A 26,409-nucleotide genomic window follows, 5' to 3' on the forward strand; every position below is an offset into this window, starting at 1 on the left:
GGTAGAAGCGTTGGACAAGAAGGTCGTCTTCCGCGGCACCGCACTGCCCTATGCGCTGCTGCTGCCGCAGCTCGCGATCACGGCGGTGTTCTTCTACTGGCCGGCGGCGCAGGCCATCTGGCAGTCGATGCTGCGCGAGGACGCCTTCGGCCTGTCGCAGGAATTCGTGGGCGCGGAGAACTACCTCGACGTCCTGCGCGACCCGGCCTGGCTGCACGCGGCGGGAAACACGGTGGTGTTCTCCTTCTCGGTGGCGGTGCTGGCGCTGGGCGCGGCGCTGTTCCTGGCGGTGCAGGCGGACAAGAAGCTGCGGGCGGCGCAGGCCTATCGCACGCTGCTGATCTGGCCCTACGCCGTGGCGCCGGCGGTGGCGGCGGTGCTGTGGCTGTTCCTGTTCCACCCGCAGATCGGGCTGATCGGGCGGGCGCTGAACAAGGCTGGGATCGCCTGGGACTACCGGCTGAACGGGGGGCAGGCGATGACCCTGGTGATCATCGCCTCCGCCTGGAAGCAGGTGGCCTACAACTTCATCTTCTTCCTGGCGGGCCTGCAGTCGATCCCGCAGAGCGTGCTGGAAGCGGCCGCGATCGACGGCGCGCGGCCAGTGCGGCGCTTCTGGACGGTGGTGTTCCCGCTGCTGGCGCCGACCGGCTTCTTCCTGCTGGTGGTGAACCTCACCTACGCCTTCTTCGAGACCTTCGGCGTGATCCACTCGCTGACGCAGGGCGGGCCCGCCAACGCCACCGAGACGCTGATCTACAAGACCTACATCGACGGCGTGCAGAACCTGAACCTCGGCTCCTCCTCGGCGCAGAGCGTGATCCTGATGGTGATCGTGATCGCGCTCACCGCAGTGCAGTTCCGCTACGTCGACCGCAAGGTACACTACTGATGGACAGCCTCGCGACGGGCTCCACCGCCCTTCCCCCGCCGCGCGCGGTGCCGGTGACGACCGAGGCGCTGGTGCGCGCCACGCGCCGCCGGCAGCGGCGCGAGAAGATCTTCGCCCACGCGGTGCTGATCCTGGGCATCCTGATCGTGGTGTTCCCGATCTGGGTGGCGCTGGTGGGCTCCACCCATGATGCGGGGACGCTGGGCCGCGGCGACGTGCCGCTGCTGCCCGGCACGCACGCGGTCGAGAACTACACCGCCGCCTGGAACCAGGGCGGCGGGCGCATCGCCACCGGCGGCGCCGGGCTGATGCTGCTCAACAGCGCGCTGATGGCGGTGCTGATCGCGGTGGGCAAGATCGCGATCTCGCTGCTCTCGGCCTTCGCGGTGGTGTATTTCCGCTTCCCCGGCCGCAACATCGCCTTCTGGATCATCTTCATCACGCTGATGCTGCCCGTCGAGGTCCGCCTGATCCCGACCTTTCAGGTGATGGTGAACCTCCAGCTGACCGACACCATGACCGGCCTGGTGCTGCCGCTGATCGCCTCGGCCACCGCGACGCTGCTGTTCCGGCAGTTCTTCATGACCATCCCGGACGAGCTGGCCGAGGCCGCGAAGCTCGACGGTGCCGGACCCTTGCGCTTCTTCCGCGACGTGGTGCTGCCGCTGTCGCGCAACTCCATCGCCGCGCTGTTCGTGATCCTCTTTATCTACGGCTGGAACCAGTACCTCTGGCCGCTGCTGATCATCAATGACAAGTCGCTGGAAACCATCGTCGTGGGCCTGTCGAAGATGATCGGCACCGGCGACAGCCAGAACGAATGGAACACCATCATGGCCTCGGCCGTGCTGGCGCTGCTGCCGCCCGTGTTCGTGGTGGTGGCGATGCAGCGCTGGTTCGTGCGCGGCCTGACCGAGACGGAGAAGTAACGCCTTGGCCACCCTGAAGCTGGACAACGTCCAGAAGTCCTTCGGCGCCACCCGCGTCCTCCACGGCATCGACCTGGAGGTCGCGGACGGCGAGATGGTGGTGCTGGTGGGCGCCTCGGGCTGCGGCAAGTCGACGCTGCTGCGCATGGTGGCGGGGCTGGAAACGCCCACCGCCGGGCGCATCCTGATCGATGGCAACGACGTGACGCCGCTGGAGCCCGCGGACCGCAACATCGCAATGGTGTTCCAGAACTACGCGCTCTATCCGCACATGACCGTGTTCGACAACATGGCCTACGGGCTGAAGATCCGTGGGATGCCAAAACCCGAGATCGCCACCCGCGTGCAGTCCGCGGCCGATATCCTGGGCATCGGCGCGCTGCTGGAACGCCGCCCGCGGCAGCTTTCGGGCGGGCAGCGGCAGCGCGTGGCGATGGGCCGCGCCATCGTGCGGGAGCCGGCGCTGTTCCTGTTCGACGAGCCGCTTTCCAACCTCGACGCCAAGCTGCGCGTGCAGATGCGTGCCGAGATCCGCCGCCTTCAGCAGCGGCTGCGCGTCACCTCGATCTTCGTGACGCACGACCAGGTGGAGGCGATGACGCTGGGCGACCGCCTCGTGGTGATGCGCGAAGGCCGCGCGGCGCAGGTCGCCACGCCGATGGAGGTTTGGAGCCGCCCCGCCGATACCGGCGTCGCCACCTTTATCGGCAGCCCCTCCATGAACCTGTTTCCGGCCACGCTGGAAGAAGGCGGCGCCGCGGCGGTGACCCGGACCGGGCTGCGCCTGCCCTTCGCCGACGGCGCCCGGCGCGGTGGCGCGGGCATGCCGCTGACACTGGGTCTGCGGCCGGAACACGTGGTGCCGGGCGACGGCCCGGGCGCGGTGCCACTGTCGGTGGACCTGATCGAGCCGCTGGGCTCGGAAACCGTGGTGCACGGCACGGCGCCGGACGGTTCGGTGCTGACGGTGCGCGTCGCCGGCCCGTTCAGCGGCGCGACCCTGCCGGTGCAGCTGCCGCCCGCCTCGCTGCACGTCTTCGACGGCGGGACCGGGCTGCGGATGGAAGCGGCCTGACTGTCGGGCTGGGGCGCTGTCCCGGAGAAGGGGAGAAGGAATTCTCCCCCTCCCCGGACCCCTCTCCCTCATCTTTTTTCGGGACGCTGCCGCAGGAACGCGGTGGACGTTGTGCGCTCCGGCTCCGTGAGCCGGAGCGAGGGAGATGTCAGCACGCGCTGGCAGAAATTTTCCTGCTTCGCGCTGCTTCCGCGTCGCCAGCAATTGCGCCGCGCCCGGTTATTCACACGACCGCTCTCCACCGCCCTGCGGCAGCGTTCCGGAAAAAGATGAATGGGGGCGCGGGGGAGAGAATTCCTTCTCTCCCCCGGCGACGCTGACACGGGAGCGCCCCCGAAGCCGACGGATCAGGCCGTGGGCAGGCGCACCACGAAGCGGGCGCCGGCGACCTGCCCGTCGGCACCGCGGCGGTTCTCGGCGGTGATGCGGCCGTTGAGGCCTTCCACGATCTGCCGGCAGATGCTGAGCCCCAGGCCGGAATGCTGGCCGAACTGCTCGCCGCTCGGTCGCTCGGAATAGAAGCGGTCGAAGATGTTCTCGAGCTTGGCCTCGGGGATGCCCGGGCCCTCGTCCTCCACGGCGATCTCGGCCATGGCACCGGTGGTGCGGGCGCGTACCGTGACGGTGCCGCCGGGCGGCGAGAAGGACACGGCGTTGCCGAGCAGGTTCCGGAGCACCTGCACCAGCCGCCCCTCGACGCCGCGCACCACGACGCCCTTCTCGGGCGCGTCGAGCACCATGCACGGGGCCTTGTCGCCGAGCTCGCTGTTCTCGCGCGTGGCGGCGTGCAGCTCGCTCAGCGCCCCCAGGATCGGCGCCACGTCCACCGGCTGCGTCGCGGTGCGCGACAGCTCGGCATCCACGCGCGACGCGTCGGCGATGTCGCCGATCAGGCGGTCCATGCGCACCGCGTCCTGCGCGATGATGGCGAGCAAGCGGTTGCGGTGCTCCGGGTTCTCGATGCGGCGCAACGTCTCGATGGCGGAGCGCACGGAGGTCAGCGGGTTGCGCAGCTCGTGCGCCACGTCGGCGGCGAAGCGCTCGTTGCTGTCCACGCGGGCCCAGAGCGCGGTGGCACCTTCCTGGAAGGCGCGGGCGAGCATGCCGATCTCGTCGCCGCGGTTGAGCAGCGGCTCCGGCACGGAGCCCGCCCGTCCCTTGCCCTGGCGCATGGACCGGGCGGTGGAGGCCAGCAGCAGGATCGGCGAGGCCAGGGTGCGCGCCAGGTAGAGCGACAGCGCCACCGTCAGAGCGAGCGCCATGCCGAACAGCGTCAGCACCGAAGCGCGGATATCCACCAGCCGCTGGTCCACGTCGCGCGCCTCGCGGGTGAGGAGCACGATGCCCACCGGCTGGTTGGCGCGGCGCGCGGGCTCGGCCACCGACACCAGCAGGCGGCCATCGCTGGTGCGGCGGACATAAGGGTCGACGCCGCCTTCCAGCGCCAGGCGCAGCTCCTCACGCCGGTCGGAGCTGCCGTCGCCGTTGTTGAACTCCGGCTGCCAGTCGAAGGAGGGCGCGTCGGGGCCGACATCCACCACCACGTCGTCGGGCGCCCTGGGCGCGCCCCAGCGCAGCAACGTCGTCACCAGCCGGTCGGCGAAACCGCCCACGGTGGAGCGCGGCTCGGGCGGCGGCAGCGGCTCGGTGACGATGTTGCCGTTGGTGCCCTCGCGCACGCGGCTGTCGGCGACGAGGAGGCCGTTGTTGTCGAAGAGCTTGGCCTGGGTGGCGGGGCTGGGCTCGGTCAGGCGGCGCAGCAGCGGGCGGGCGATGTCGGGCACCAGCACCGCGTGGTCGTCCTGGATGCGCACCGCCGCCTCGGCCACGCCGTTGGCGTAGATGCGGGCCTGGGTCCGCAGCGCCTGCACCTCACCGGCGAGCAGGCCGTTCTGGTACTGGTCGAGGTAGAGCAGCGAGGCGGCCAGCAGGAAGGGCGGCAGCGCGTTGAGCAGCAGGATGCGCCGCAGCAACGGCGACACCAGCCGCCGCTTGCCGAGCTCATCCCCGGTTCTTCCGGCGGAAACCGCGGGCGGGGCCGCGGTGAAGCTGCTGCTGCCGTCGGGCATCAGGCCTCCTTGTAGCGGTAGCCGATGCCGTAGAGCGTCTCGATGTGCGAGAACTCGTCATCCACCACGCGGAACTTCTTGCGCACGCGCTTGACGTGGCTGTCGATGGTGCGGTCGTCGACGTAGATGTTCTCGCCGTAGGCCGCGTCGATCAGCTGGTCGCGGTTCTTCACCATGCCCGGCCGCACCGCCAGCGCCTTGACCAGCAGGAACTCGGTGACGGTCAGCTGCACCGGCTGGCCCTTCCACAGGCAGGTGTGCTTGGTCTCGTCCATCACGAGGTCGCCGCGCGCCACCACGCCGCCGGCAGGCGCCCCGGAGCCTTCGGCGCGCGAGGTCTCGTTGCGGCGCAGCAGGGTGCGGATGCGTTCCAGCAGCAGGCGCTGCGAGAAGGGCTTGGTGATGTAGTCGTCGGCGCCGAGCCGCAGACCCATCAGCTCATCCAGCTCGTCATCCTTGGAGGTGAGGAAGATCACCGGCAGGGCGGTGCGCTGCCGCAGCCGTTGCAGCAGCTCCATCCCGTCCATGCGCGGCATCTTGATGTCGAGCACGGCGAGGTCGGCCGGGCGGGCAAGGAGGCCCTGCAGGGCGCTCTCGCCGTCGGTGTAGGTGCGGACGGTGTAGCCTTCCTGTTCCAGGGTCATGGAGACCGAGGTCAGGATGTTGCGGTCGTCGTCCACGAGGGCGATGGTCTGGGGCATGCGGTTCCGGGTGTCCGAGACGTTCTGAAGCTTGAAGACCAGTATAGGGGAGGAATTGTGGCGCGAGAGGGGAGCGAAAGCGACAGCCCATCCGGAACGGGGGTCAATCCTTCGGGCGGTCCCGTTCCCGAACGGGCTGGGACGATGCGTGCTGCGAGCGGCGATGCCGCCGGAGCGGTGGACAGTGCGGATGCCGGGTTCGCGGCGCGGGCGCTGATGCGGGCCGCGTCCTCTGCCACGCTGGCGACGCAGCGGGCCGGGCAGCCCTTCGCCAGCCTGGTCACGCCCGCCATCACGGCCGAAGGCGAGGTGCTGCTGTTCCTGTCCACCCTATCGGAGCATACGCGGCAGCTCCAAGCCGAACCGCGCTGCGCCCTGCTCTTCACCGGCCCGGCGGCCGAGCACAACCCGCAGACGGCGCCCCGCGTCAGCGTTACCGGCGTGGCGGAAGCACTGGAGCCCGGCGAGGCGCGCGACGCGCTGATGCGGCGCTGGCTGGCCCGGCACCCCTACGCCGCGCTCTACGCTGGTTTCGGGGACTTCGGGCTGTGGCGCATCGCACCGGGCGCGGCGCTGCTGGTGGGCGGCTTCGCGCGGGCGACGCGGCTGGGTGGCGCGGCGCTGCGGCCCGACCCGGCGGCGGTGGCGGCGATCGCGGCAGCCGAGGCGGAGATCCTCGCCCACGTGAATGCAGAGCACGCCGACGCGCTGCGCGCCATCGCACGGGGCCTGCTGGGCGGGGGCGAAGGCGCGTGGCGCATGGTGGCCGCCGACCCGGATGGCTGCGACCTCGCGCCGGCCGGGGATGCGGAAGGGCGGGTGCTGCGCCTGGGCTTCCCGACCCCGGTGGTGGATGCCGGGGGCTTCCGGGCAGCGTTGGTGGCCGCAACGAAGGCCGGCCGGGCGGCCCTGGCCGGCTGACATCCGGCCCTGGCCCAAGCCCTGCCGACACTGGGGGCGATCGGTGGCCCGCTCAGCGGCGCCCGGTGGGGCGCACTCCGGGGCTGTTCGGCCTCAGCGGCTGCCCGCGCGCTGGGATGCCGGCGGCTGGGGTGCCAGGGAGCGCTGCGCGTCGGGTTGGCTGCTGGCCAGCAGCTGGTTCACCTGCGCCTGGTATTCCGGGCGGACCAGCAACACCTGATTGTAGCCGGCGGGAAGGCCGGTGTCCTCGGCGGCCTGCTGGAAGCTGTAAAGGTCGTCCTGGGTCAGCACTGGTGCCCGGCTGCCCTGCGTGTCGGCAGCATGCGCCAGCAGCGGGGCAGCACCCAGGATCAGTCCGAGACCAAGGGCGGCCAGGACGTTGCGGGGTCGGATCATGGCGGATTCTCTTTTTGCGTTCTGGATGGGGACAGCACCGCCGGGCGGTGTTCCCGCGTCCTCTTCCGCAACATGGAAGCCGCGCCGCGCGAGAAAATCTGCTGCAACGCGAAAAGACTGTTCAGATCAGTCGGACAAAGCACGACATTCCCGGCAACTGCGGGGAACAGATCGTTGAACAAACTTGTTGCCATGGAGGTCTTCATCAAGGTCGCCGAGGCTGCGAGCTTCACCCGCGCGGCGGAGGAGCTGAGCCTGTCGCGCTCGGCCGCCAGCGACCACATCGCCGACCTCGAGCAGCACCTGGGCGTGCGGCTGCTCAACCGCACCACGCGCCGCGTCAGCCTGACCTCGGAGGGCGAGGTCTTTCTCAGTCGCGCCCGCCAGGTGATGAGCCTGATGGAAACCGCCGAGGAGGAAGCCAGCGCCGGCGCGCTGACGCCGCACGGGCGGCTGCGCGTCAACGCGCCCGTGTCCTTCGGCCAGCACCACCTGGGGCCGATGCTCACCGATTTCCTCCACAAGTACCCCGAGATCGAGATCGAGCTGACGCTCACCGACCGGCTGGTGGACGTGGTGGAGGAAGGCTTCGACCTCGTGCTGCGGATCGGGCGGCTGCCGGACTCCACGCTGGTGGCGCGGCGCGTCGGCACCATCCGGCTGCTGCTCTGTGCCTCGCCGGACTACCTGGCACAGCACGGCACGCCGCAGCACCCGGCCGACCTCGCCCGCCATTCCTGCATCCACCTGATCGGCACCGCCTGGCACACCTGGAGCTTCGAGGGCCCAGAGGGCACCGTGTCCGTGCCCGTGACCGGGCGGCTGACCGCCAACAACGTGGACACGCTGATGTCGGCCGCGTCCGCCGGCATGGGCTTCTCGCTGGTGCCGAACTACGTGGCCGTTGAAGCGATCCGGCAGGGTCGGCTGGTGGAGGTGCTGCCGGAATACCGCAGCCGCGAGATCCAGCTGCACGCGGTGCAGCCACCGGGTCACCTGCCGGTGCCCAAGACCCGCGCGCTGATCGACTTCCTGGCGGAACAGTTCCGCCTGCGGTCGCACGAGTTCGAGCCGCCGCGACCGGGCTGAGGGGGACGGGCGCCGTTCCACCCGGCTTCCGCCTCCCACTCCCCTCTCCGGCCGCGGCGTGCGAAGCAGCGGGCCAAACCAGCCTGCGAGGACCTGACCACGTGCCGACCCCGATCGCGGAGGTGCCCTACTTCAGCCAATGGGAATCGGCGGCGATGACGCCCGAGGTCCTGCGCGACGGCAAGGCGGCGCTGCGCCGCGACCCGCTTTGGCGCGCGTCGGGGGCAGGGTCGGTCGAGGAATACGCGCGCTGGGCCGACCAAGTCTGCGGCATGGCCTGCCTCAAGATGATCCTGGCGCATCGCACCAGCCACCGCTGGCCGGTGCTGGAACTCGCGCGCGGTTGTGCGGAGTACGGCGGCTACGTGGAGGAAGCGGACGGCACGATCCGCGGGCTGATCTACGCCCCCTTCACGCGCTTCGTGCGGGAGCGCTTCGGAATCGAGGCCCGCGTCGTGACCGAGGTCACGGCGGCGGACCTGCCGACGATCCTGCGGGAAGCAGACTTCTTCGTGGCCTCGGTGCATCCCGCGATCCGCTGGCCGGAGGCAGAGCCCCCCGGACGTGGCGGGCATCTGGTGCTGGTGACGGAGGCCACAGCGGAGGGAGTGGTGTTCCACAACCCGTCCGGGCACGATCGGGCGGCGCAGGAGGCGGTGCGGCTGCCGCTCGAGGTGTTCGGTGGGTTCTTCGCGGGGCGGGGGGTGGCGACTTATTTCGAGGAACATCCGTGCTAGCCTGATGTCGAATCGGCATTAGCGCAGCGACGGCACCAGAATGCTCCTTTACTCATCCTCCGACCTTTACGCGGTGTTCCAACCAGGGAAAAGCGACTTCCTGTTAATTACCTTCGGCTTCAACGGAATGGAAGCTGACGACTCCAATTTTTGGGGAAAGCATTTCTGCCAGCAAGCGCAGATAAACGCGGTCGGATTCATGTGCCGACGCAGCGACTGGTTCCCTGCGTCCGCCATGCTTCCTGCCATCGCGCAAGTCCTTCCCCAAATTTCCCAGTTCCGGCATCGCATCACCTATGGAGGTTCTATGGGTGGATTCGGCGCTCTCCGCTACGCTAAGGAACTTGGGGCAGACACCACGATCGCTTACTCGCCCCAATACTCCATAGATCCTAAGATTGTAGGCCACTTCGACCCCAATTTTACCGAGCTTTTCCAACCATTGCTCAACAATGCAATGGAACCGGATCAGAGACACATTGCGGAACACGCCTACGTTTTCTTTGATCCGCTTCATGTCAAGGATCGCGAACACGCACGTCTTATCAAGGCCGCAGCGCCAGGCGTGATCCTGATTGACATGCCACACACGGGCCATAGCGCAGGAAGCGCCTTTGCAAGCACCTACAAGGCGACGCGCCTTATCGAGGCAGCACTGAACCACGATACGAACCTGATTCGGCGTCTCACTGCAGAAGCACGAAGAACCACGCCCGTCAGAACTGGCTACGTGGCTGCGGCAGCGTTGAACAAGCACCCCCGGTGGGCCGCGGGTATCGTGTCAGGACGAGGGAGCGTTATACCACCGCATCTGGTCAAATCCCTTAGAAGCGCGATGAAGCAGAAGCTCAGCGCGCTGGAGCAACAGGCCAGGAGCAATGCGTCCATTGACACGGCCATAGTTGATCTAAGGAAAGCGTTGAAAGCAGAGTTCAGTGACGGTGACGCGGTGCTCGGCCAAGCGCGCAAACTCGCCAGGGAGCAACGCAAGGAAGAAGCCGTCGACATACTGCGCAGCCTTGTTCAGGCAGCTCCTCGACACGCAGAAGCGCATTTTCACCTTGCCGGAATGCTTATAGACTTGGGACAGCTTGAAGAAGCTGTCCGCATGGCCCGACGCGCAACAGAACTCGAGGCGGACAACGCCCACTACCACGCGCGACATGCTGTTGCCGAAGACCGCATCGGAAACTTGACTGACGCCGTGGAAGCGAGTCGACGTGCCGTTTCCTGTGCACCGATCGACGTTAAGCTGCGGGACGTATTATCTGCCCTGCTGATCAAGCAGGGACGCTTCACAGAGGCACTGGATGTTACGCGCAAAGCCGTTGCTCTCGATCCCGCCTTCTTGCCCGGGCAGATGCGGCTGTCGCATTTGGCCGCGCAGGCAAAGTCGTATGACGAAGCACTCCAGGCCGCCCAGCAAGTTGTTGCCCTGGACGGAGAGAAAGCACAGGCGCTGCTCGTATTAGCTCTCCGGCACCGCGCCATGAACAATTTGGCGGAAGCCACAAAGATTATGGCGCGAGGCCTTCAAATCGATCCCCATCACAAGGGACTGCTTGAGCAGTTCAAGAAACTTCAGGACGCCCAGTAAGAACTTCCTCCGTCATCACACCTTCGAACGGAGGGGTGAGACGCAGACAAGAACAATGATGATGGGCAGAATGAAGAATCCTGCCCATCATCATTGTTCGGCTACGCTGCCAAGCGCATGCGCAGATTTCTCATCCCCTCCGAATCGCGAACATCTGCGGACCTTTCCAGGTCCCGGAGGTAAAGTTTCACACCCTCAACAATGCTCGCACCGCCTTCACCGAGATTTTCCGCATCATCAAGGAATGCACCCACCATTCGGTCCCAGCGAGGCACCCTTTGACAAAGGCTCCAGCGCATTGCCGGACATTCTTTGTAGGTGAGGCCAGAAGCGAAGACATGGTTTCGGAGCAAGCCCTCACTCCACGCACCGGCAAACCACGGCAGATAACCACTATTCCCACGCTGTTTAACCATGGGCCATATGGAAGAGTATATCTCCATGGCACCTCTGCCACCAACAGCGAACTGATCTTCCAAGCCAGACGCCTTAAGCATCTTTACACACAGGGTGTTATTCAACCTCGACACATTCCTGACCTGGCTCAAATCAAAATAGCTGAACAACATGTCAGGCCTGAGCCTGAGAACGATGTCGTAATCCCATCCCTGCATGTGTTCCTGCTTACGCATCAACTCATGCGCACGCCATATCTTGTAGATCATGCGACAGGCATTCTTCATCCTGTCAGGAACATCGAGAGTTTTCCAGTGCTCATCGAAGTTTTCCGGCGGCTCAGTTTCACAACCTGCCAGGCCAAGGCTGCCGGACAACACGTCCGCAGCCACGCTCTCGTCTTTAAGGATCAGATCGGAAGCGTTGGGACACGCATCCAAAAACCTTTCATACTTGCGCATCTCCAGCGGAAGAGCCTGCAGCAGAATGGGGGGTATAAACCTGTCAATAACACCCGGCCCTCCTGCCCCGGTACCAACCGTGTTCCACGTGCTGAGAAAGACATCGGCTTGCAACGGATCAATAATGAGCTTCCGCAGCAATGGCCAAGCGGTTTCGTAGCCTCTCAGCTGACCTGACACACAGATGGCCACCCGAGCTCCGCGAGCATTGCCCGAACCTCGCTTTGCCGACCAGACAGCCGCCTTTCTTACCAGGGTCTCCAACTCAGCAACGGCAGGAAAACCTGCACTTGAAGTCCGGGTCTCGCTCTCGACACCTCGCAAGAGATCAGCGTTACGCAGATGAATCCTACAAAGTTGAGAAAATGAATCGTTGTATTTTTCCTCGGCAGCTCCGGTGATACTGGCAAGAAGCTTCTGAGCGGCCTCAACATCGTTACGGACGGTGTGAATGCCCAGGAGCAGGCTGGCAGCTTCAGCAGCCCACCTGTTAGGCGCCGTATCAACGACCTTATTCAGATACCCTTCCGCGATCTTGTTGCGCCCAGGCCTGAAATAGGCTGCGGCTGCCTGGAGACAGCTTTCAACATCCTCCGGAAACCTGTCAGCCGCCAGGCGGACGAAGTAGAATCCTCCCGTTGCAAAATCCGAGCCGGCCGCCCTGAAAACGTTTGAGCAAACCCTGAACGAAGCCACCTCTTCGGGATAATGCGACAGCAACTCCAATGCGCCAGCCTGCGCCGTTACGAAGTCCTTCTTCTTCATAATGCTGTAAACAAGATCCACCTTCTCGACACGCGATCGAGGGCCTTCTTGAATTTCAGCGGCCTGCTGCTTCCACCCCGCGCAGGCGTCTTCCCAAAGTTTTCTGCTTGCCGCTGCTCTGGAGAGAAGTATCTGGTAGTTGGGAAGTGCCTTTGCTGCTTCCGAGGCAAGGAGGTCACTCAGTTCATCGTATCTGTGGAGGCAGAGCAGGTACTTGACCACCAATGGCACCACGGCCGGAGCAGACGGTCTTGCCATGATGAATTCGCGACCAACGGCGATCGCAGCATCCAGAAGGTAATATTCTCCATACAGCCGCACCAAGGCCAGCGCGAGCTCCTGCTCTCCGTCGAGGGATCTTTTCGCAGTCAGGAGCGTCTTCTCGGCTTCCTGTACTTCGTCCATGGATTGAAGACAGGCGGCAAGTCCAATGACAGCAGCTTTGTTGTTTGGTGCCCGTTGTACCGCCGCTTTCCAGGATGAAAGTGCGACTTGCCTGTCTTCGAGCAGCAGCGCATCGTTGACCTGCGCACGTTTGATCAGCATCCACTCGTTGTCAGGCAGCAGTTTCAATCCATCATCGGCAACTTTGTCTGCCTGCTGCAGGTCGCCTTCCCGCAGAAGGAGGTCGATCAGGTTGAGTCGCGCCCGCGGCTGCGATGGAGCCAAGGACAAGATAGTGTTCCACACATGCAGTGCTCGTGTGTTTTCCTGTCGCCTCATGAAAGAGACAGCGAGTCGATCCAAGATGGCAATATTGTTCTCGTGGTCAGACAAGGCAGATTCAAGAAAATCCGACGCGGCCACCCAGTTTCCACCAGCAGTTAGTTTGTCTGCTTGCTCGATGATCTCGCGTAATGGGATCTTCTGCTGCTCCACCTCAGACATAAAATTTCTCCGATGGTCGTAGGTACCGCGATTGGTATCGAAGGCAGGAATGAGGTGAAAGGAAGGGGGGGCAAGCTGTGCCTTGAGAAGCTCTGCTTGCCTCGCGGTCACTGGTTTTCTTCCGATTCAGCCCGGAACTACGGCGTATAACCTTTAGTGCGCCTCGCTCCAGGAATGTCCCGTGCCGATCTCCACCGCGAGCGGCACGTGCAGCTGCGCCACGCCCTCCATCACGGTCTTCACCACCTCCGACGTGCGCTCCACCTCGGCATCGGGCACCTCGAACAGCAGCTCATCATGCACCTGCAGCAGCATGCGCGCCTTCAGCCCGGCTTCCTGCAGGGCGCGGGGCATGCGCACCATGGCGCGCTTGATGATCTCGGCGGCACCACCCTGGAAGGGGGCGTTGATCGCCTGGCGTTCCGCGTTGGCGCGCACCTGCTGTTGCTTGGCCGTGATCTCGGGGATCCAGAGCGGGCGGCCAAAGGCGGTGCGGACGAAGCCGTGGATGCGGGCTTCCTCCTTGATGCGCTCCATCGCGTCGCGGATGCCCGGGTACTGCGCGAAGTAGGCGTCGATGATGCCCCGCGCCTCGGCCGGTGAGATGCCCAGCCGCGGCCCGAGCCCGAAGGCCGAGATGCCGTAGATGATGCCGAAGTTCACCGTCTTGGCGCGGCGGCGCAGTTCCCGGTCCACCTTGGCGTCGTCGGGGAGGCGGAAGATTTCGCGCGCCGTGCGGGTGTGGATGTCCTCACCCTTGGCGAAGGCATCGCGCAACGTCGGCACGTCGGCCATGTGCGCCAGCAGCCGCAGCTCGATCTGCGAGTAGTCGGCGGCGAGCAGCACGTGGCCTTCCTCCGCCACGAAGGCGCGACGGATCTTGGCGCCTTCCTCGGTGCGGATCGGGATGTTCTGCAGGTTCGGCTCGGTGGAACTCAGCCGCCCCGTGGCGGTGATCGCCATGGAAAAGTCGGTATGCACCCGCCCATCGGCCGCGAGCTGCGCCTGAAGGCCATCCACGTAGGTGGACTTCAGCTTGTTCAGCTGCCGCCAGTCCAGCACCTTGCGCGGCAGGGCGTGGCCCTGCGCCGCCAGTTCCTCCAGCACGAAGACGTCGGTGGAATAGTTGCCGGTCTTGCCCTTGCGGCCGCCGGGCAGGCCCATTTCGCCGAACAGGATGTCGCCCAGCTGCTTGGGCGAGCCGACGTTGAAGGGCCGGCCCACGATCCCGTGGATCTCGGCCTCCAGCGCCACCATGCGCTCGGCGAAGTCGCTGCCGATGCGGGCGAGCTCGGCGCCATCCACCTTGATGCCCGCGGTCTCCATGTCGCGCAGCACCGCGATCATGCGGCGCTCCACCTGCTCGTAGGTCGCGAGCGCGCCGAGCTCCCGCAGGGTGGGGCGCAGCTTGTGCCACAGGCGCAGCGTCACGTCCGCGTCCTCGGCGGCGTAGGCGGTGGCCTGGTCGAGCGGGATCTGCGCGAAGGGCTTGCGGGCGCGGCCGGTGCCGGTCACCTCGTCGAAGGTGATCGGCATGTGCGCGAGGTGACGGCGCGACAGCTCGTCCATGCCGTGGCCGTGGCGGCCGGCATCCATGCTGTAGGAGAGCAGCATGGTGTCATCCACCGGCGACACTTCCAGCGCGCCGTTCTCCTCGCGCTGGAGGACCTCGGTGTCGTACTTGGCGTTGTGCAGCACCTTGAGCGTGCCTGGCTCGCGCAGCAGCGGCCGCAGCGCGGCGATGGCCTCGTCGAAGGGGATCTGGGTGGGTGCCGGCGAAAGCAGGTCGCCGGATTCGTGGCGCAGCGGCAGGTAGGCCGCCTGCCCCGGCCCGACCGCCAGGCACACACCGACCAGGCGCGCCTTGAGCGCATCGAGGCTGTCGGTCTCGGTGTCGATCGCCACCACGCCGGCGGCGCGGGCGCGGGCGATCCAGCCCTCCAGCGCGGCGAGGTCGGTGATCGTCTCGTAGGGACCGAAGGGCGTGTTGTCGTCGGGCAGCGCCAGCGGCGCCGCGGCCGCCGCGGGCGGGCCGCCGGCCACGAAGGGTGGCGTGGCGTGGCTGCGCTGCGGCACGCTGGCGCGGTCGCCATCCTCGGTCAGGCCCAGGCGATGCACCAGGGAGCGGAAGCCGTTGCGCGTGAGGAAGCTGCCGAGCTTGGCGGGCTCAGGCGAGCGCGCCACGAAGGCCTCCACCGGCTGCGGCAGCGGGGCGTTGCGGTCGAGCTCCACGAGGCGGCGGCTGATGCGCGCGTTCTCGGCGTTGTTCTGCAGCGCCTCGCGCCGCTTGGGCTGCTTGATCTCGCCCAGGTGCTCCAGCAGCGTCGCGACGTCGCCGTAGGTGTCGATCAGCTGCGCCGCGGTCTTGATGCCGATGCCAGGCACACCCGGCACGTTGTCGGTGGGATCGCCCGCCAGCGCCTGCACCTCGACCACCTTGTCGGGCGCCACACCGAACTTTTCGCGCACCTCGGCGGAACGGATCGGCTTCTGCTTGATGGGGTCGAGCAGTTCGATGCTGCCGTCCTCCACCAGCTGCATCAGGTCCTTGTCTGAGGACACGATCGTCACCCGCCCGCCGTCGCGCGCGAAGGCGGTGGCATAGGAGGCGATCAGGTCGTCGGCCTCGAAGCCGTCCTGCTCGACGCAGGCGACGCCGAAGGCCGCGGTCGCCTCACGGATCATCGCGAACTGCGGGACCAGCTCCTCGGGCGCTTCGGGACGGTGGGCCTTGTAGTCGGGGTAGATCTCGTTGCGGAAGGTCACGCGCGACGCGTCGAAGACCACCGCGATGTGCGAGCCCACGTGCCGCGACAGGAAGTTCGACAGCATCCCCGAGAAGCCGAACACCGCGTTGACCGGCACCCCTTCCGGGTTGGTCATCGGCGGCATGGCGTGAAAGGCCCGGAAGATATAGCCCGAGCCGTCCACCAGGATCAGGTGGCGCTCGCCAGTGGCCGCGGCCTCATCCGCCGCCTCGGCGCGGGTCGCCACCGCCTCGGCCGGTGGGGTGTTGCCGACGGTTGCGGTTTCCGCCGCGTTGTCGGGGATCACCGGGGTGGTCGCGTCGTCCTGGGTCATGTCGGCCTTGGTCTCCGCCTTGCTGTCCGCCCCGTGGTTGCCGGGGTCCGGCCCCGAAAGGCCAAGCCCCGCCCGCCGCTCAGTGGTCTTCGTGCCCGGCGCCCTCGGCCAGCACGAAGGTGCGCGAGCAGTAGGGGCAGGTCGCTTCCTGCCCCTCGATGCGGATGTAGATCGCCGGGTGCCCGGCCACGCCCCTGCCGCCGTCGCAGGCCACCACGCGGCTGGACACGGTGATGCGGTCCTGCGGCGTCACGCCGGGAATGACCTCTGGGGTGTAGCCGGTGAAATGACCGTCGCGCATGGGAACCGCTCGCCTCGGGGGAACCAGGAGCGGCAGAGATAGGCCCTGTGCGCCGATCGGACCAGGGGCAGGCGCCGTTCCGGCAGCGGGCCTGACGCCGCGGGGCGGGCACCGGACGGAGCCGCCGTAGGCCAGGGCGTTTCCCGGCGGCCCTCTGCGACGCCGCCGTGGGCGTTCCCTGCCCGGGCCCAGGGCGAGGCGCCGGAATCGGCATGGACCGACCGCCCCCTCCCTGGCCAGCGCCCTGCCCCTTCCGCATTCTGCCCGCGCCCGACTCGCGGCGGCACGCGCGCCCTGTTCCATGCCTGAGGAGTATCCGTGGCTTCAGCGAAGGTGGGCCATCCGGCCGTCCGGCCCGACGGCGGCAGCCCGGCGCGGCCGGGACGGGGCCGGTTGGGACAGGGTGGGGCGGCGTGGCTCCGGTCGGAACGAGCTCGGCCGGGGTGGGGATGGCCGCGGCGGACCCGTCTGCGGCTTGGGCCATGGAAGCTGCGCCCGGTGCTGGCCGGCCTCCTGCTGACGGTGCTGGCCGGCTGCGGCCCCTACGTCGCGGAGATGGGGCCGCCCCTGGTGGCGCCGGCCCTGCTCGCCGGCCCCGCCTCGGACCCGGCGGGTGGTGCGCTGATCGCCGGCGACGGCGCGGCGCTGCCGGTGCGGATCTACCGCCCGGAGGGCCCGCCGCGCGGGGTGATCCTGGCGATCCACGGCCTCAACGACGCCAGCCGCGACTTCATGGAGCCCGACACCGCGCCGCTGCTCACCGCCGGCGGGCAGCTGGTCTACGCCTATGACCAGCGGGGCTTCGGCCGCGCTCCGGATCGCGGGCTGTGGCCCGGCACCGACGCGCTGGTGGCCGATGCGCGCGCCATGGTCGCGGCGCTGCGGGCGCGTTATCCGGAGTTGCCGCTGACCGTGTTGGGGGAAAGCATGGGCGGCGCCGTGGCCCTGCTGGCCGCCACGCAGGAGCCGGTGCCGCCGATCGACCGGCTGGTGCTGTCCGCCCCCGCGCTCTGGTCGCGCCGCGAGATCGGGCCGGTGGCCAGCGGCGTGCTGGGCGCCCTGGCCTACGGGCTGCCGGCGCTGAGCTTTCCGGCCAGCGGCGGCAACATCCGCGCCTCCGACAACGAGGCCGCGCTGCGCCGCTTCAGCACCGATCCACTGACGCTGAAGCAGACGCGCGCCGACGTGGGTTACGGGCTGTTCGACCTGATGGACCGGGCGGTGGCAGCCCTGCCCCGTTGCTGCCGGATGCCGGCGATCCTGCTGCACGGGGAACACGACCGCCTGGTGCCGGGCGGCGTGCTGCGGCGTGCGCTGGACGCGGGCGGGGAGACTCCGGAAGGGACGCAGGGCACGCTGCGCCTGGCGGTGTATCCGGACGGGTGGCACCTGCTGCTGCGCGACAGGAACCGGGAGGTGGTGGCGCGCGACGTGCTGAGCTTCCTGCAGGACCCGCAGGCACCGCTGCCCAGCGGCGCGGAAACGCGCGCCGCGGCCTGGCTGCACGAGGAGGATGCCCCCTAAGGGCCGTGCCGGCGCGCACCGCGCCGCTGGAAACCGGGCCGGCCGCCGCGTCAGGCGTTCCGGGACCGGGGCACCCGCCTCCGTCGCGCCCCTCGCCCAGCGAAGGAACCGCGCCCCCAGCCGCTCAGGACAGGCCGGAACGCTCCACCACCCCATGCAGCAGCGACAGGATGCCGTGCGGCCCGCCGGCGCCGGAAGCCTCACCGGTCAGAGCCGCGTAGCGCGCGCGTTCCGACGACACGTGCCCGGCATAGGCCATCGACCAGGCGCCGAATTCGCGCCGGCTCGCCGGCCCGCATTCCAGCACCACCGTATCCTGGTGCCGCGGATCGAGCTGGATGCGCTCGAAGACCTGATGAACGGCGGCGCTGCCGCCCTCGAGCAGTTGCGCGAAGCATTCCTCGTTGAACAGCAGGGCGCCGGTGACGCCGTCGCGCCCGTTGTTGCGGCGCGAGGCCTCGAGGATGCGCGTTACCTCGCCCTCCATCTCCGTCGCCACGCCGGCCAGCGCGTTCCGGCTGACGTAGATCAGCCGGTAGAGTGATTCCGTCTCGCTCATCCCACTTCCGCTCCCATCTTGCGCCGCCCTTGCAGCAGGCCGAGGCGCTCGATCAGTGTCGCGACCTCGCCGGCCGGCACGGGGCGGCTCAGCAGGTAGCCCTGCGCCTCCGTGCAGCCGTCGTCGCGCAGCCGCTGCATCTGCTCATCCGTTTCGACGCCCTCGGCCGTGATCCGCATGCCCAGGCTGTTGCCCAGCGCCGCCACCGCGCGCACCACCGCCGGATCGTCGGCGAAGGAGCGGTCGATCTTCACGCGGTCGAAGGGGAAGCTGCGCAGCTGCGTCAGCGAGGAGTAGCCGGTGCCGAAATCATCGAGCGACACCTGCACGCCGAGGTCCTTGAGCGCCTGAAGCTGTTCCAGCGTCATGCCGCCGTCGTCGTGCAGCAGCGCCGTTTCGGTGACCTCCAGCTCCAGCCGGCGGCTCGGCAGGCCGGAGCGCAGCAGCGCCCCGGTCACCGCGGAAATCAGCGTGCCGCTGGTGAACTGCGCCGCCGCGACGTTGACCGCGACGCAGAGCCCGTCCGGCCAGCGCGCCGCCTCGGCGCAGGCCTCGCGCACCACCCACTCGCCGATCCGGATGATCAGCCCGAGTTCCTCGGCCAGCGGAATGAAGCTGTCGGGCGGCACCAGCCCGCGCACCGGGTGGCGCCAGCGGATCAGCGCCTCGAAACCCGCCAGCCGGTCGCTCGCGAGGTCGAGCTGCGGCTGGTAGAACAGCTCAAACTGCCCCAGCGCCAGCGCCGCGCGCAGGTCGAATTCCAGCAGCCGGCGCGCCTCGGCACTCGCCTGCAGCGCGGGCTCGAAGAAGTGGAAGCGGCAGCGTCCCTCTGCCTTGCTCTTGTAGAGCGCGAGGTCGGCGCGGCGGAGCACGGCCTCCGGATCGATGCCCGGCACGGCGAAGGCAATGCCGATGCTGACACCGATATTGGCGACGCCGCCTTCCACGAGATAGGGGCGGCTCAGCAGCTCGACCAGCCGTTCCGCGATCGAGGACACGGCGTTCTCGCCCGGGCTCGGCTCCAGCAGCACCGCGAACTCATCGCCGCCCAGGCGCGCCGCCAGGTCTCCCGGCCGCAGCGTCGCGCGCAGGCGGCCGGCCACGTTGCGCAGCAGGGCGTCGCCCGCGGCGTGGCCCAGGCTGTCGTTCACCGCCTTGAAGCGGTCGAGGTCGAGCAGCAGCACCGCCGCGCCATGCTCAGGGCCGCCATGTCCGGGATAGCCGGGCTCAGGGTCATCAGATGCCGGCGCATCGCCCGCGATGCACGCTGCGCCCAGGACGCGCTCCAGCGCCTCACGAAACTCGGTGCGGTCGGCCAGGCCCGTCAGCGCATCACCGCGCCGCAGCGGCTGCCGGCAGGACTCGCAGCGCAGCACCGGCTCCTTGCCGGGGTGACCCGCGACACCATCCATGAACGCCCTCCACCCATCGTGCGGCAGGGGTCCGGACTAGCAACAGTTGGTGGACGGGTCGTAAACGCGCCCGGCGGCCCGGCCGGCCTCACGCAGGCGTCACCGCCGGCTCGTCGCGCCAAGGCCAGCGGAACAGGAGGCATGACGGGTTCGCGGTCGGACCCGGGACCGGAACGGGGTTCCGGGGCGAGGCCCGGTGGCTCAGCCTTCCAGCGGCACCGGGTCCTCGCGGCCGCAGGTCACGCCCAGCACGGTGCCGGCCGCCAGGTGGCCGCCGGCCAGGCCAGCGCCCGCAATCGTGCTTCCCAGACCGGAACCGTCCGGGCCTGCGGCGACCTGTCCCGTGCTGCCCGAAGCCGCTGCCCCGGCGCCGTTGCCACGGGGCGTGCGCACCAGCAGCGTTTCGCCGCCCGGCAGCACGAGCTTCAGCAGCACCGAGTCGCCCAGGAAGTTCGCTTCCTCGACCCGCGCATCCACCAGCCCCTTGCCCGCCGGCACGAGGCGCAGCCGTTCGGGACGCAGCGCCACGGCGCAGGGGCCTTCCGCCACGCCGCCGGGCAGCGGCAGGTGCCAGCCACCGGGCAGCACGAGGCTGCCGGCCCGCGCCACGCCCGCGAGGATGTTGGTGTCGCCGATGAACTCCGCCACGAAGCGGCTGCGCGGGTGGTCGTAGATCTCGCGCGGCGGCCCGCACTGCACGATCCGCCCGGCGCCCATCACGGCGATCCGGTCGGACATGGTCAGCGCTTCCTCTTGGTCGTGCGTCACGTAGATCAGGGTCAGGCCCAGCTGCCGGTGCAGCGCCTTGAGCTCGAACTGCATGGCCTGGCGCAGCTTCTTGTCGAGCGCGCCCAGCGGCTCGTCGCACAACAGCACGGCGGGGCGGATCACCACCGCGCGGGCCAGCGCCACGCGCTGCTGCTGCCCGCCCGACAGCTCGGCCGGGCGACGGTCCTCCAGCCCGGTGAGGCGTACCAGCGCCAGCGCGTCGCGCACGCGCGCCGCGGCCTCGGCCTTGTTCACACCCTGCATGCGCAGGCCGAAGCCCACGTTCTCGGCCACCGTGCGGTGGGGAAACAGCGCGTAGTTCTGGAACACCATGCCCATGCCGCGCCGCTCCGGCGGCAGCGCGGTGATGTCGCGCCCGTCCAGCAGGATCTGCCCGGCATCGGGCGCCTCGAAGCCCGCGATCATGCGCAGCGTCGTGGTCTTGCCGCAGCCCGACGGGCCCAGCAGCGAGAAGAACTCACCCGGCGCCACGGTGGCGGAGATGCCCTCCACCGCAGGCAGCGGCGCCCCGGCATAGCCCTTGCGCAGGGCGCGCAGTTCCAGCCCGGCGCCGCTTCGCCCTTGCGCCGTCCCCTGCATCGTCCCCTGGGGCGTCCGTGGAAGGGGTTCGGTCACGCTCAACGTCTCCGTTCCTGATGCGCGGGTCGTGAAGCCCCGCGCCGCCGCGGTTCCCGATGATCCACGTGGAACCGAGCCTGGCCCGACGCGCCGCCACCGGGCACCGTGCCGGAGGGTTTCGTCGCCCGCCGCGCCGCCTCCATCCCATTCCCGGCGGAGGAGGGCAACGGGGCCGCGTGGAACCCCGGATGGAACCCCGCTCCCGCCCCGGTGTTGTGCCCGCAGCGTTCCCGCACGGCGTGGCGGTGGCGGCAGCACGCGGCGCGAGGCCGTGACGGCGGCCCCACCGGCACGACGCGGCGACCACGGCCCACCGGCCGCCGGTCGAGGGGGAACGACCCGCGCAACCCGAAAGGCGAACCCCATGGATCAGGCTCTGCAGACCACCTCCTACGCCCACCACCAGCCCCCGGCGGTGTCGGCCGGCACGCTGAGCATGGGGCAGCGCGCGCTCTACGTGACCGGCGGCCTGTTCCTGGCCGCGGCCGCCGCCAAGCCACGACCGAACCACTTCCTCAGCCTGCTGGCGCTGGGTGCCGGCGTGTACCTCGCCTGGCGCGGTGCCCAGGGCAACTGCCCGGTCAAGGCGATGATCGACAACAACATGGCCTGACAGCCGCGAGACGGGGGTCCGAGCCCGGACCTCCGCCCGCGACCTTGCCAGGGGGCTACGCGAGGGCCGCGCTCAGGGGCCGCCCCAAGCAACCGCGCCCGAGGCGGCGCAGCGGGCGCGTCACCGGTCCGGTTCAGAAGGGCGCGCGTAGCTTGCGGAAGCTCTTCCACTCCCCGGGCAGGCCCTTCAGCGCCTCGTCCCGGCGGCGCACCGCCCAGCCTTCCAGCGCCGCCAGCGCCGGCATCAGCTCCGCGTGGCCGGCGGCGGCCGTGAGCTTCCGGCTCGTCTCGATCGCCGAGGCGGCATCGTTGAGGTGACCCAGCCCTTCCTGGATGTCGCGGCAGCCGGACAGGTAGTGCTTGGTCCGCTTCGCCGGCAGCAGGGACTCCAGGAACTCCACGCCGTAGCGCAGGCGCTTCAGGGCCTTGCGCAGCCGGTGGAGGTCCTCGATCGAGCGGCGACGGATGCGCTTGCCGCGGCGCATCACCACGCGCTCCAGCGGCTCCAGCAGGTCGGGCACGAGGTCGCGCAGCGGCTCGCCCGGCTCCACCCCCGGGCCGGCGAGCACCGCGCCTTCCTCGGCCCAGCCGGCCAGGCCCAGCGACAGCGCGGTCAGCGCCGGTCCTGCCAGTTCCGCCGCCACCGCCTCCTGGGCCGCCGCGCGCTCCCGCTCGGCGGGCACGCGGAGCATGGCGATCCAGCCCTGCCCCGGCGCGCCGGCTTCCGTCGTGGGCGCGGCGCCGGCGGGGGCCGCTTCCTCCAGCTGGGCCGCCGCCTCGGGGAGGGTTTCGGTGCAGAACACGTCCCAGTCCCGCGCCGCGCCCAGGACCTGTCCCAGCCGGCGGAGCTCCGCCTCGAAGCCGCGCTCCGCTTCGGGCGCCAGCACCGGGCGGAACAGCCGCAGGGCGGCGCGCAACCGGCGTATGGCCACGCGCATCTGGTGGATGCCCTCCACCTCGCCCGCCCGGGCCGCGGGCAGGTTGGCCAGGAGGTGGCGCAGGCCGCTGGCCACCACCGCGCGGAACCCGGCCTCGGCCGAGACCGCCTCGTCGAAGGCGAGGTCGTCGGCCTTCACGGGCTTGGCCGGGTGTCCCAGAGCCAGCCGCCAGCCGCGCGCGGCTTTGCTTTCGCCCGTCATCACCGCCGCCGGAACCTCGGCGTGCAGCGCGGCGGCCAGGCGGTACAGCGCGGTGGCGGAGCCAGATTCCAGCTCCATCTCGACCTCGCGGAGGAGCTCGGCCTGCTCGCCGGCGCGCAGCACGCCGCGGTCCAGCGCCAGCTCCACCATCGCGCCGTCGAGCTGGAGGCGACGGACCTCGCGCTCGACCTCGGTGCGGAACACGGGCGCCAGGGTGGCGCCCTCCGGCAGCAGGCCGGCGGCCGGGGTGTCACGCAGCAGCGACAGGTCAGGCGCATCCCCCGACACCGGCCATTCCCATTCGCCGCGCCCGAAGGCACTGCCGTCCGACTGGGTCTTCAGCGTCTGGATCTGCTCCGCCGGTGCGCTGCGCCGGCGCGCGCCGTTGCTGCGGACCCGCAGGCGCAGCGCCATGCCGGCGCGCAGCAGGTGGTGTTCCGGCGTGTCGTAATAGGTGGCGACCAGCCGCTGCGTCCGGGGTGGCCCGGAAGCCCCCGCGGCCAGGAGGGGCGAGGCCACCAGGGTGCCGAATGCGGCATCGGGAAGGACGAGCTTGATTTCCAGCTCGGTGGGATTGTCCGTGGACGAAGCTTCGGTCATCGCTGACGCAACACCTGCCGCCACTCGGCGGTCAAGCAATGTCATTAAAAGTTCACACCGACACCGAGGTGCTCAACCACGCCGCGCGGGGCGGAAGGCCGTGCGATGGACCTCCGTTCCCGGCAATGCCACCTTGAGCCGCTGACGCGAGGAGGGACACCGGATGCGCCGTCGCACACTGCTCCAGGCCCTGCCCCTTGCCACGGCCGCCCCCCTGCTGGCCACCCCGCGCCTCGCCCGCGCGCAGCCGGCCGGGCGGGGTTCGGCGACGCTGCGCTTCGTGCCGCAGTCCGACCTCGCCGTGCTCGACCCGATCTGGAGCGCCGCCTACGTCACGCGCAACCACGCGCTGATGGTGTTCGACACACTCTACGGCCTCGACGCGCAGTACCGCCCGCAGGCGCAGATGGTGGAAGCGCACGTGGTCGAGCGGGACGGTCTCGAATGGCGCCTGACGCTGCGCGACGGCCTGCGCTTCCACGATGGCGAGCCGGTGCTGGCGCGCGACTGCGTGGCCTCGATCCGGCGCTGGGGGGGGCGCGACGGCTTCGGGCAAACGCTGCTCGCCGCGACCGAGGCGCTGGACGCCCCCGACGACCGCACGATCCGCTTCCGGCTGCGGGCGCCCTTCCCGCTGCTGCCCGACGCGCTGGGCAAGGCGGGCTCCAACATCTGCGCCATCATGCCCGAGCGGCTGGCGAAGACCGATCCCTTCACCCAGGTGACGGAGATGGTGGGCAGCGGCCCGTTCCGCTTCCTCGCGGATGAGCGCATCTCCGGCGCGCGGGTCGCCTACGCACGCTTCGACGGTTATCGCCCGCGCGAGGGCGGCGAGGCGTCCTTCACCGCCGGCCCGAAGCGCGCGCATTTCGAGCGCGTCGAGTGGATCGTCATGCCCGACGCCGCCACCGCCGCGGCCGCGATGCAGGCGGGCGAGGCGGACTGGTGGGAAAACCCGGCGGTGGACCTCGTGCCGCTGCTGCGCCGCGACCCCAGGCTTCGCGTCGAGGTCAAGGACAAGGCCGGCTACATCGGCTGCCTGCGCTTCAACCACCTGCAGCCGCCCTTCAACAACGCGGCGCTGCGGCGCGCCGTGGTGGGCGCGGTGAACCAGGCGGACTTCATGACCGCCGTGGCCGGGACCGACCGCGCGAACTGGCGCGACGGCGTGGGCTTCTTTCCGCCCGGCACGCCGATGGCGAGCGAGGCCGGGATGGAGGCGCTGACCGCCCCGCGCGACATGGCGGCGGTGCGCGACGCCGTGCGGGCCTCGGGCTACAAGGGGGAGCGCGCGGTGCTGCTCTCGCCGGCCGACTTCCCGACGCTGAAGGGCCTGGCCGACGTGGCAGGCCAAGCGCTGACCGAGGCCGGGATCAACGTCGACGTGCAGAGCGCCGACTGGGGCTCGATCATCGGCCGCCTGCCAAAGCGCGACGGGGTGGAGGCTGGTGGCTGGAGCATCTACGGCACCTACTGGTCGGGCATCGACCAGCTGAACCCGGCGGTGCACAGTTTTCTGCGCGGGCGCGGCACCGCTTCGGCGAACGGGTGGCCGACCAGCCCGGCGATCGAAGCCTTGCGCGACCGCTGGCTCGCGGCGCCCGACACCGCGACGCAGCGCGCCGTGGCGGCGGAGATCCAGGAAGCCGCCTTCCGCGAGGTTCCCTACGTGCCGCTCGGCCAGATGTTTGCCCCTACCGCGATGCGGCGCGAGGTGGTGGACGTGCTCGACGGCTTCGTCCTGTTCTGGAACGCGCGCCGCGATGCGTAACCTCCTGACCGACGTGGCGGGGGTGCGGGTCGGCCACGCCACCGACCTCGCGCTCGGCTCCGGCGTGACGGCGGTGCTGTTCGACGGCGGCGCCACGGCCTCCGTCACCATTCGCGGCGGCGCGCCCGGCACGCGCGACACGGCGCTGCTGGACACCGACATGACGGTGGAGCGCGTGGACGCCGTGGTGCTCTCGGGCGGCTCGACCTTCGGCCTCGATGCCGGGGGCGGCGTGCAGGCGGCGCTGCGCGAGATGGGGCGGGGCGCGCGCTTCGGCGGCGCGGTGATCCCCTTGGCGCCGCAGGCGATCCTGTTCGACCTCCGCAACGGCGGCAACAAGGACTGGGGCCGCTTCCCGCCCTATCGCGACCTGGGCTACGCCGCCGCCCTCGCCGCGGCCGAGGGCGAGTTCGCGCTGGGCACGGTGGGGGCAGGAACCGGCGCCACCACCGCCACGGTGAAGGGGGGCCTGGGCTCCGCCAGCGCCCGCACCGCTTCCGGCCACACCGTCGCGGCCGTCGTGGCGGTCAACGCGGTGGGTTCGGCCACGCTGGGCGACGGGCCGCATTTCTGGGCGGCCCCCTTCGAGCAGGATGGCGAGTTCGGCGGCCTCGGCTGGCCCGCGCCGGTCACGCCGGACCACCTCGCGCCCCGGCTGAAGGGCGGGCCCGGCACCGCCACCACGATCGGGCTGGTGGTGACCGATGCCGCCCTGACCAAGGCGCAGTGCCGGCGCCTCGCGATCATGGCCGATGACGGGCTGGCCCGGGCGATCCTGCCCGCCCACGCACCCAACGACGGCGACACGGTCTTCGCCGCCGCGACGGGCGCGCGGCCGCTCGAGGGCGAGCCGGCGCGCGCCTTGACCCTGCTCGGCCACGCGGCGACGCTGGTGATGGCACGCGCCGTCGCGCGCGGCGTCCACGCCGCCACGGCGCTGCCCTGGGCGGGGGCGCAGCCGTCGTGGCGCGACCGGTTCGGCGGTGGGAGCTGATCGGGGGCGGACTCGCCTGGGACGTCGCGAGGGGTGGCCGCCGTTGCTCCGGGGAGAGGGAGAAGGTGTTCTCCCCCTCCCCGAACCCCTCGC

21 protein-coding genes are annotated in these 26,409 nt (G+C 69.4%); 11 read left to right on the plus strand and 10 right to left on the minus strand.

The annotated features are described in order from the left end of the window. Window positions 1–10 precede the first annotated feature (10 nt). Genes ugpA through ugpC form a run of 3 tightly spaced genes read left to right on the plus strand, consistent with a single transcriptional unit; the run spans window position 11 to window position 2,896 of the window. Window positions 11–892 carry a sn-glycerol-3-phosphate ABC transporter permease UgpA gene (gene ugpA, locus ACFFGY_RS03905; RefSeq protein WP_377043074.1) on the plus strand — a complete coding sequence of 294 codons (882 nt, stop codon included), beginning with the start codon at window positions 11–13 and terminating at the stop codon, window positions 890–892. Further along, the gene (ugpE, locus tag ACFFGY_RS03910) at window positions 892–1,821 is read left to right on the plus strand and encodes a sn-glycerol-3-phosphate ABC transporter permease UgpE (RefSeq protein ID WP_377043075.1); all 930 of its coding nucleotides are present in this window, start codon (window positions 892–894) and stop codon (window positions 1,819–1,821) included. Before ugpA ends, ugpE begins: the two co-directional genes overlap by 1 nt. A gap of 4 nt (window positions 1,822–1,825) precedes the next feature. Further along, window positions 1,826–2,896, plus strand: a complete 1,071-nt coding sequence (gene ugpC, locus ACFFGY_RS03915; protein WP_377043076.1) for a sn-glycerol-3-phosphate ABC transporter ATP-binding protein UgpC — start codon at window positions 1,826–1,828, stop codon at window positions 2,894–2,896. A gap of 347 nt (window positions 2,897–3,243) precedes the next feature. On the opposite strand, the gene ACFFGY_RS03920 is transcribed toward ugpC, so the two are convergent. Continuing rightward, the gene (locus ACFFGY_RS03920) at window positions 3,244–4,965 is read right to left on the minus strand and encodes a stimulus-sensing domain-containing protein (RefSeq protein ID WP_377043077.1); all 1,722 of its coding nucleotides are present in this window, start codon (window positions 4,963–4,965) and stop codon (window positions 3,244–3,246) included. Then, complete coding sequence (locus ACFFGY_RS03925) at window positions 4,965–5,666, minus strand: response regulator transcription factor (RefSeq protein WP_377043078.1); 702 nt, start codon at window positions 5,664–5,666, stop codon at window positions 4,965–4,967. Before ACFFGY_RS03925 ends, ACFFGY_RS03920 begins: the two co-directional genes overlap by 1 nt. A gap of 144 nt (window positions 5,667–5,810) precedes the next feature. Here ACFFGY_RS03925 and ACFFGY_RS03930 point away from each other — a divergent pair, with 144 nt between their 5' ends. Next, window positions 5,811–6,587 carry a HugZ family pyridoxamine 5'-phosphate oxidase gene (locus ACFFGY_RS03930; RefSeq protein WP_377043079.1) on the plus strand — a complete coding sequence of 259 codons (777 nt, stop codon included), beginning with the start codon at window positions 5,811–5,813 and terminating at the stop codon, window positions 6,585–6,587. Between the two features lie 93 nt (window positions 6,588–6,680). Here ACFFGY_RS03930 and ACFFGY_RS03935 read toward each other — a convergent pair whose 3' ends face one another. Next, the gene (locus ACFFGY_RS03935; RefSeq protein WP_377043080.1) at window positions 6,681–6,983 is read right to left on the minus strand and encodes a hypothetical protein; all 303 of its coding nucleotides are present in this window, start codon (window positions 6,981–6,983) and stop codon (window positions 6,681–6,683) included. A gap of 174 nt (window positions 6,984–7,157) precedes the next feature. Here ACFFGY_RS03935 and ACFFGY_RS03940 point away from each other — a divergent pair, with 174 nt between their 5' ends. The 3 genes from ACFFGY_RS03940 to ACFFGY_RS03950 all read left to right on the plus strand — a co-directional run bounded on the left by ACFFGY_RS03940 (window position 7,158) and on the right by ACFFGY_RS03950 (window position 10,406). After that, the gene (locus ACFFGY_RS03940) at window positions 7,158–8,072 is read left to right on the plus strand and encodes a LysR family transcriptional regulator (protein ID WP_377043081.1); all 915 of its coding nucleotides are present in this window, start codon (window positions 7,158–7,160) and stop codon (window positions 8,070–8,072) included. Window positions 8,073–8,173: 101 nt separating this feature from the next. Beyond that, window positions 8,174–8,809 carry a hypothetical protein gene (locus tag ACFFGY_RS03945; protein ID WP_377043082.1) on the plus strand — a complete coding sequence of 212 codons (636 nt, stop codon included), beginning with the start codon at window positions 8,174–8,176 and terminating at the stop codon, window positions 8,807–8,809. A 40-nt stretch (window positions 8,810–8,849) separates the two neighbouring features. Beyond that, window positions 8,850–10,406, plus strand: coding sequence for a tetratricopeptide repeat protein (locus ACFFGY_RS03950; RefSeq protein ID WP_377043083.1), 1,557 nt, complete (start codon window positions 8,850–8,852; stop codon window positions 10,404–10,406). A gap of 101 nt (window positions 10,407–10,507) precedes the next feature. On the opposite strand, the gene ACFFGY_RS03955 is transcribed toward ACFFGY_RS03950, so the two are convergent. The 3 genes from ACFFGY_RS03955 to ACFFGY_RS03965 form a co-directional block, all read right to left on the minus strand. After that, window positions 10,508–12,916, minus strand: a complete 2,409-nt coding sequence (locus ACFFGY_RS03955; protein ID WP_377043084.1) for a tetratricopeptide repeat protein — start codon at window positions 12,914–12,916, stop codon at window positions 10,508–10,510. A gap of 153 nt (window positions 12,917–13,069) precedes the next feature. Then, window positions 13,070–15,997, minus strand: a complete 2,928-nt coding sequence (gene polA / locus ACFFGY_RS03960) for a DNA polymerase I (protein ID WP_377043085.1) — start codon at window positions 15,995–15,997, stop codon at window positions 13,070–13,072. Window positions 15,998–16,076: 79 nt separating this feature from the next. Next, window positions 16,077–16,298 carry a zinc-finger domain-containing protein gene (locus ACFFGY_RS03965; protein ID WP_377043086.1) on the minus strand — a complete coding sequence of 74 codons (222 nt, stop codon included), beginning with the start codon at window positions 16,296–16,298 and terminating at the stop codon, window positions 16,077–16,079. Between the two features lie 498 nt (window positions 16,299–16,796). Between ACFFGY_RS03965 and ACFFGY_RS03970 the strand changes: the two genes are divergently transcribed. Then, window positions 16,797–17,822, plus strand: a complete 1,026-nt coding sequence (locus ACFFGY_RS03970; protein WP_377043087.1) for an alpha/beta fold hydrolase — start codon at window positions 16,797–16,799, stop codon at window positions 17,820–17,822. A 124-nt stretch (window positions 17,823–17,946) separates the two neighbouring features. Here ACFFGY_RS03970 and ACFFGY_RS03975 read toward each other — a convergent pair whose 3' ends face one another. The 3 genes from ACFFGY_RS03975 to ACFFGY_RS03985 all read right to left on the minus strand — a co-directional run bounded on the left by ACFFGY_RS03975 (window position 17,947) and on the right by ACFFGY_RS03985 (window position 21,197). Then, window positions 17,947–18,381, minus strand: a complete 435-nt coding sequence (locus ACFFGY_RS03975; RefSeq protein ID WP_377043088.1) for a BLUF domain-containing protein — start codon at window positions 18,379–18,381, stop codon at window positions 17,947–17,949. Then, a complete protein-coding gene (locus tag ACFFGY_RS03980) occupies window positions 18,378–19,793 on the minus strand; it encodes a putative bifunctional diguanylate cyclase/phosphodiesterase (protein ID WP_377043089.1) in 1,416 nt (471 codons plus the stop codon). Before ACFFGY_RS03980 ends, ACFFGY_RS03975 begins: the two co-directional genes overlap by 4 nt. 201 nt (window positions 19,794–19,994) lie before the next feature. Further along, window positions 19,995–21,197 carry an ABC transporter ATP-binding protein gene (locus ACFFGY_RS03985; protein ID WP_377043090.1) on the minus strand — a complete coding sequence of 401 codons (1,203 nt, stop codon included), beginning with the start codon at window positions 21,195–21,197 and terminating at the stop codon, window positions 19,995–19,997. Window positions 21,198–21,564: 367 nt separating this feature from the next. Here ACFFGY_RS03985 and ACFFGY_RS03990 point away from each other — a divergent pair, with 367 nt between their 5' ends. Further along, window positions 21,565–21,813 (plus strand): hypothetical protein, encoded by a 249-nt coding sequence (locus ACFFGY_RS03990; RefSeq protein ID WP_377043091.1) that lies wholly within the window; start codon window positions 21,565–21,567, stop codon window positions 21,811–21,813. A gap of 133 nt (window positions 21,814–21,946) precedes the next feature. Here ACFFGY_RS03990 and ACFFGY_RS03995 read toward each other — a convergent pair whose 3' ends face one another. After that, window positions 21,947–23,551 carry a CYTH and CHAD domain-containing protein gene (locus ACFFGY_RS03995; protein ID WP_377043092.1) on the minus strand — a complete coding sequence of 535 codons (1,605 nt, stop codon included), beginning with the start codon at window positions 23,549–23,551 and terminating at the stop codon, window positions 21,947–21,949. Window positions 23,552–23,714: 163 nt separating this feature from the next. Here ACFFGY_RS03995 and ACFFGY_RS04000 point away from each other — a divergent pair, with 163 nt between their 5' ends. Further along, the gene (locus ACFFGY_RS04000; RefSeq protein ID WP_377043093.1) at window positions 23,715–25,322 is read left to right on the plus strand and encodes an ABC transporter substrate-binding protein; all 1,608 of its coding nucleotides are present in this window, start codon (window positions 23,715–23,717) and stop codon (window positions 25,320–25,322) included. After that, window positions 25,315–26,316 (plus strand): P1 family peptidase, encoded by a 1,002-nt coding sequence (locus ACFFGY_RS04005; protein ID WP_377043094.1) that lies wholly within the window; start codon window positions 25,315–25,317, stop codon window positions 26,314–26,316. Before ACFFGY_RS04000 ends, ACFFGY_RS04005 begins: the two co-directional genes overlap by 8 nt. Window positions 26,317–26,409: the final 93 nt, after the last annotated feature.

The organism is Roseomonas elaeocarpi, assembly GCF_042433915.1.
In the GTDB taxonomy this organism is placed as follows: domain Bacteria; phylum Pseudomonadota; class Alphaproteobacteria; order Acetobacterales; family Acetobacteraceae; genus Roseomonas; species Roseomonas elaeocarpi.

Coding starts and splice junctions, on each gene's coding strand:
- ACFFGY_RS03995 (WP_377043092.1), bottom strand. CDS start 23,551: ATGACCGAAGCTTCGTCCACGGACAATCCCACCGAGCTGGAAATCAAG.
- ACFFGY_RS03980 (WP_377043089.1), bottom strand. CDS start 19,793: ATGGATGGTGTCGCGGGTCACCCCGGCAAGGAGCCGGTGCTGCGCTGC.
- ugpE (WP_377043075.1), top strand. CDS start 892: ATGGACAGCCTCGCGACGGGCTCCACCGCCCTTCCCCCGCCGCGCGCG.
- ACFFGY_RS03990 (WP_377043091.1), top strand. CDS start 21,565: ATGGATCAGGCTCTGCAGACCACCTCCTACGCCCACCACCAGCCCCCG.
- ACFFGY_RS03930 (WP_377043079.1), top strand. CDS start 5,811: ATGCGTGCTGCGAGCGGCGATGCCGCCGGAGCGGTGGACAGTGCGGAT.
- ACFFGY_RS03975 (WP_377043088.1), bottom strand. CDS start 18,381: ATGAGCGAGACGGAATCACTCTACCGGCTGATCTACGTCAGCCGGAAC.
- ACFFGY_RS04000 (WP_377043093.1), top strand. CDS start 23,715: ATGCGCCGTCGCACACTGCTCCAGGCCCTGCCCCTTGCCACGGCCGCC.
- polA (WP_377043085.1), bottom strand. CDS start 15,997: ATGACCCAGGACGACGCGACCACCCCGGTGATCCCCGACAACGCGGCG.
- ACFFGY_RS03955 (WP_377043084.1), bottom strand. CDS start 12,916: ATGTCTGAGGTGGAGCAGCAGAAGATCCCATTACGCGAGATCATCGAG.
- ACFFGY_RS03950 (WP_377043083.1), top strand. CDS start 8,850: ATGCTCCTTTACTCATCCTCCGACCTTTACGCGGTGTTCCAACCAGGG.
- ACFFGY_RS04005 (WP_377043094.1), top strand. CDS start 25,315: ATGCGTAACCTCCTGACCGACGTGGCGGGGGTGCGGGTCGGCCACGCC.
- ACFFGY_RS03965 (WP_377043086.1), bottom strand. CDS start 16,298: ATGCGCGACGGTCATTTCACCGGCTACACCCCAGAGGTCATTCCCGGC.
- ACFFGY_RS03920 (WP_377043077.1), bottom strand. CDS start 4,965: ATGCCCGACGGCAGCAGCAGCTTCACCGCGGCCCCGCCCGCGGTTTCC.
- ACFFGY_RS03935 (WP_377043080.1), bottom strand. CDS start 6,983: ATGATCCGACCCCGCAACGTCCTGGCCGCCCTTGGTCTCGGACTGATC.
- ACFFGY_RS03925 (WP_377043078.1), bottom strand. CDS start 5,666: ATGCCCCAGACCATCGCCCTCGTGGACGACGACCGCAACATCCTGACC.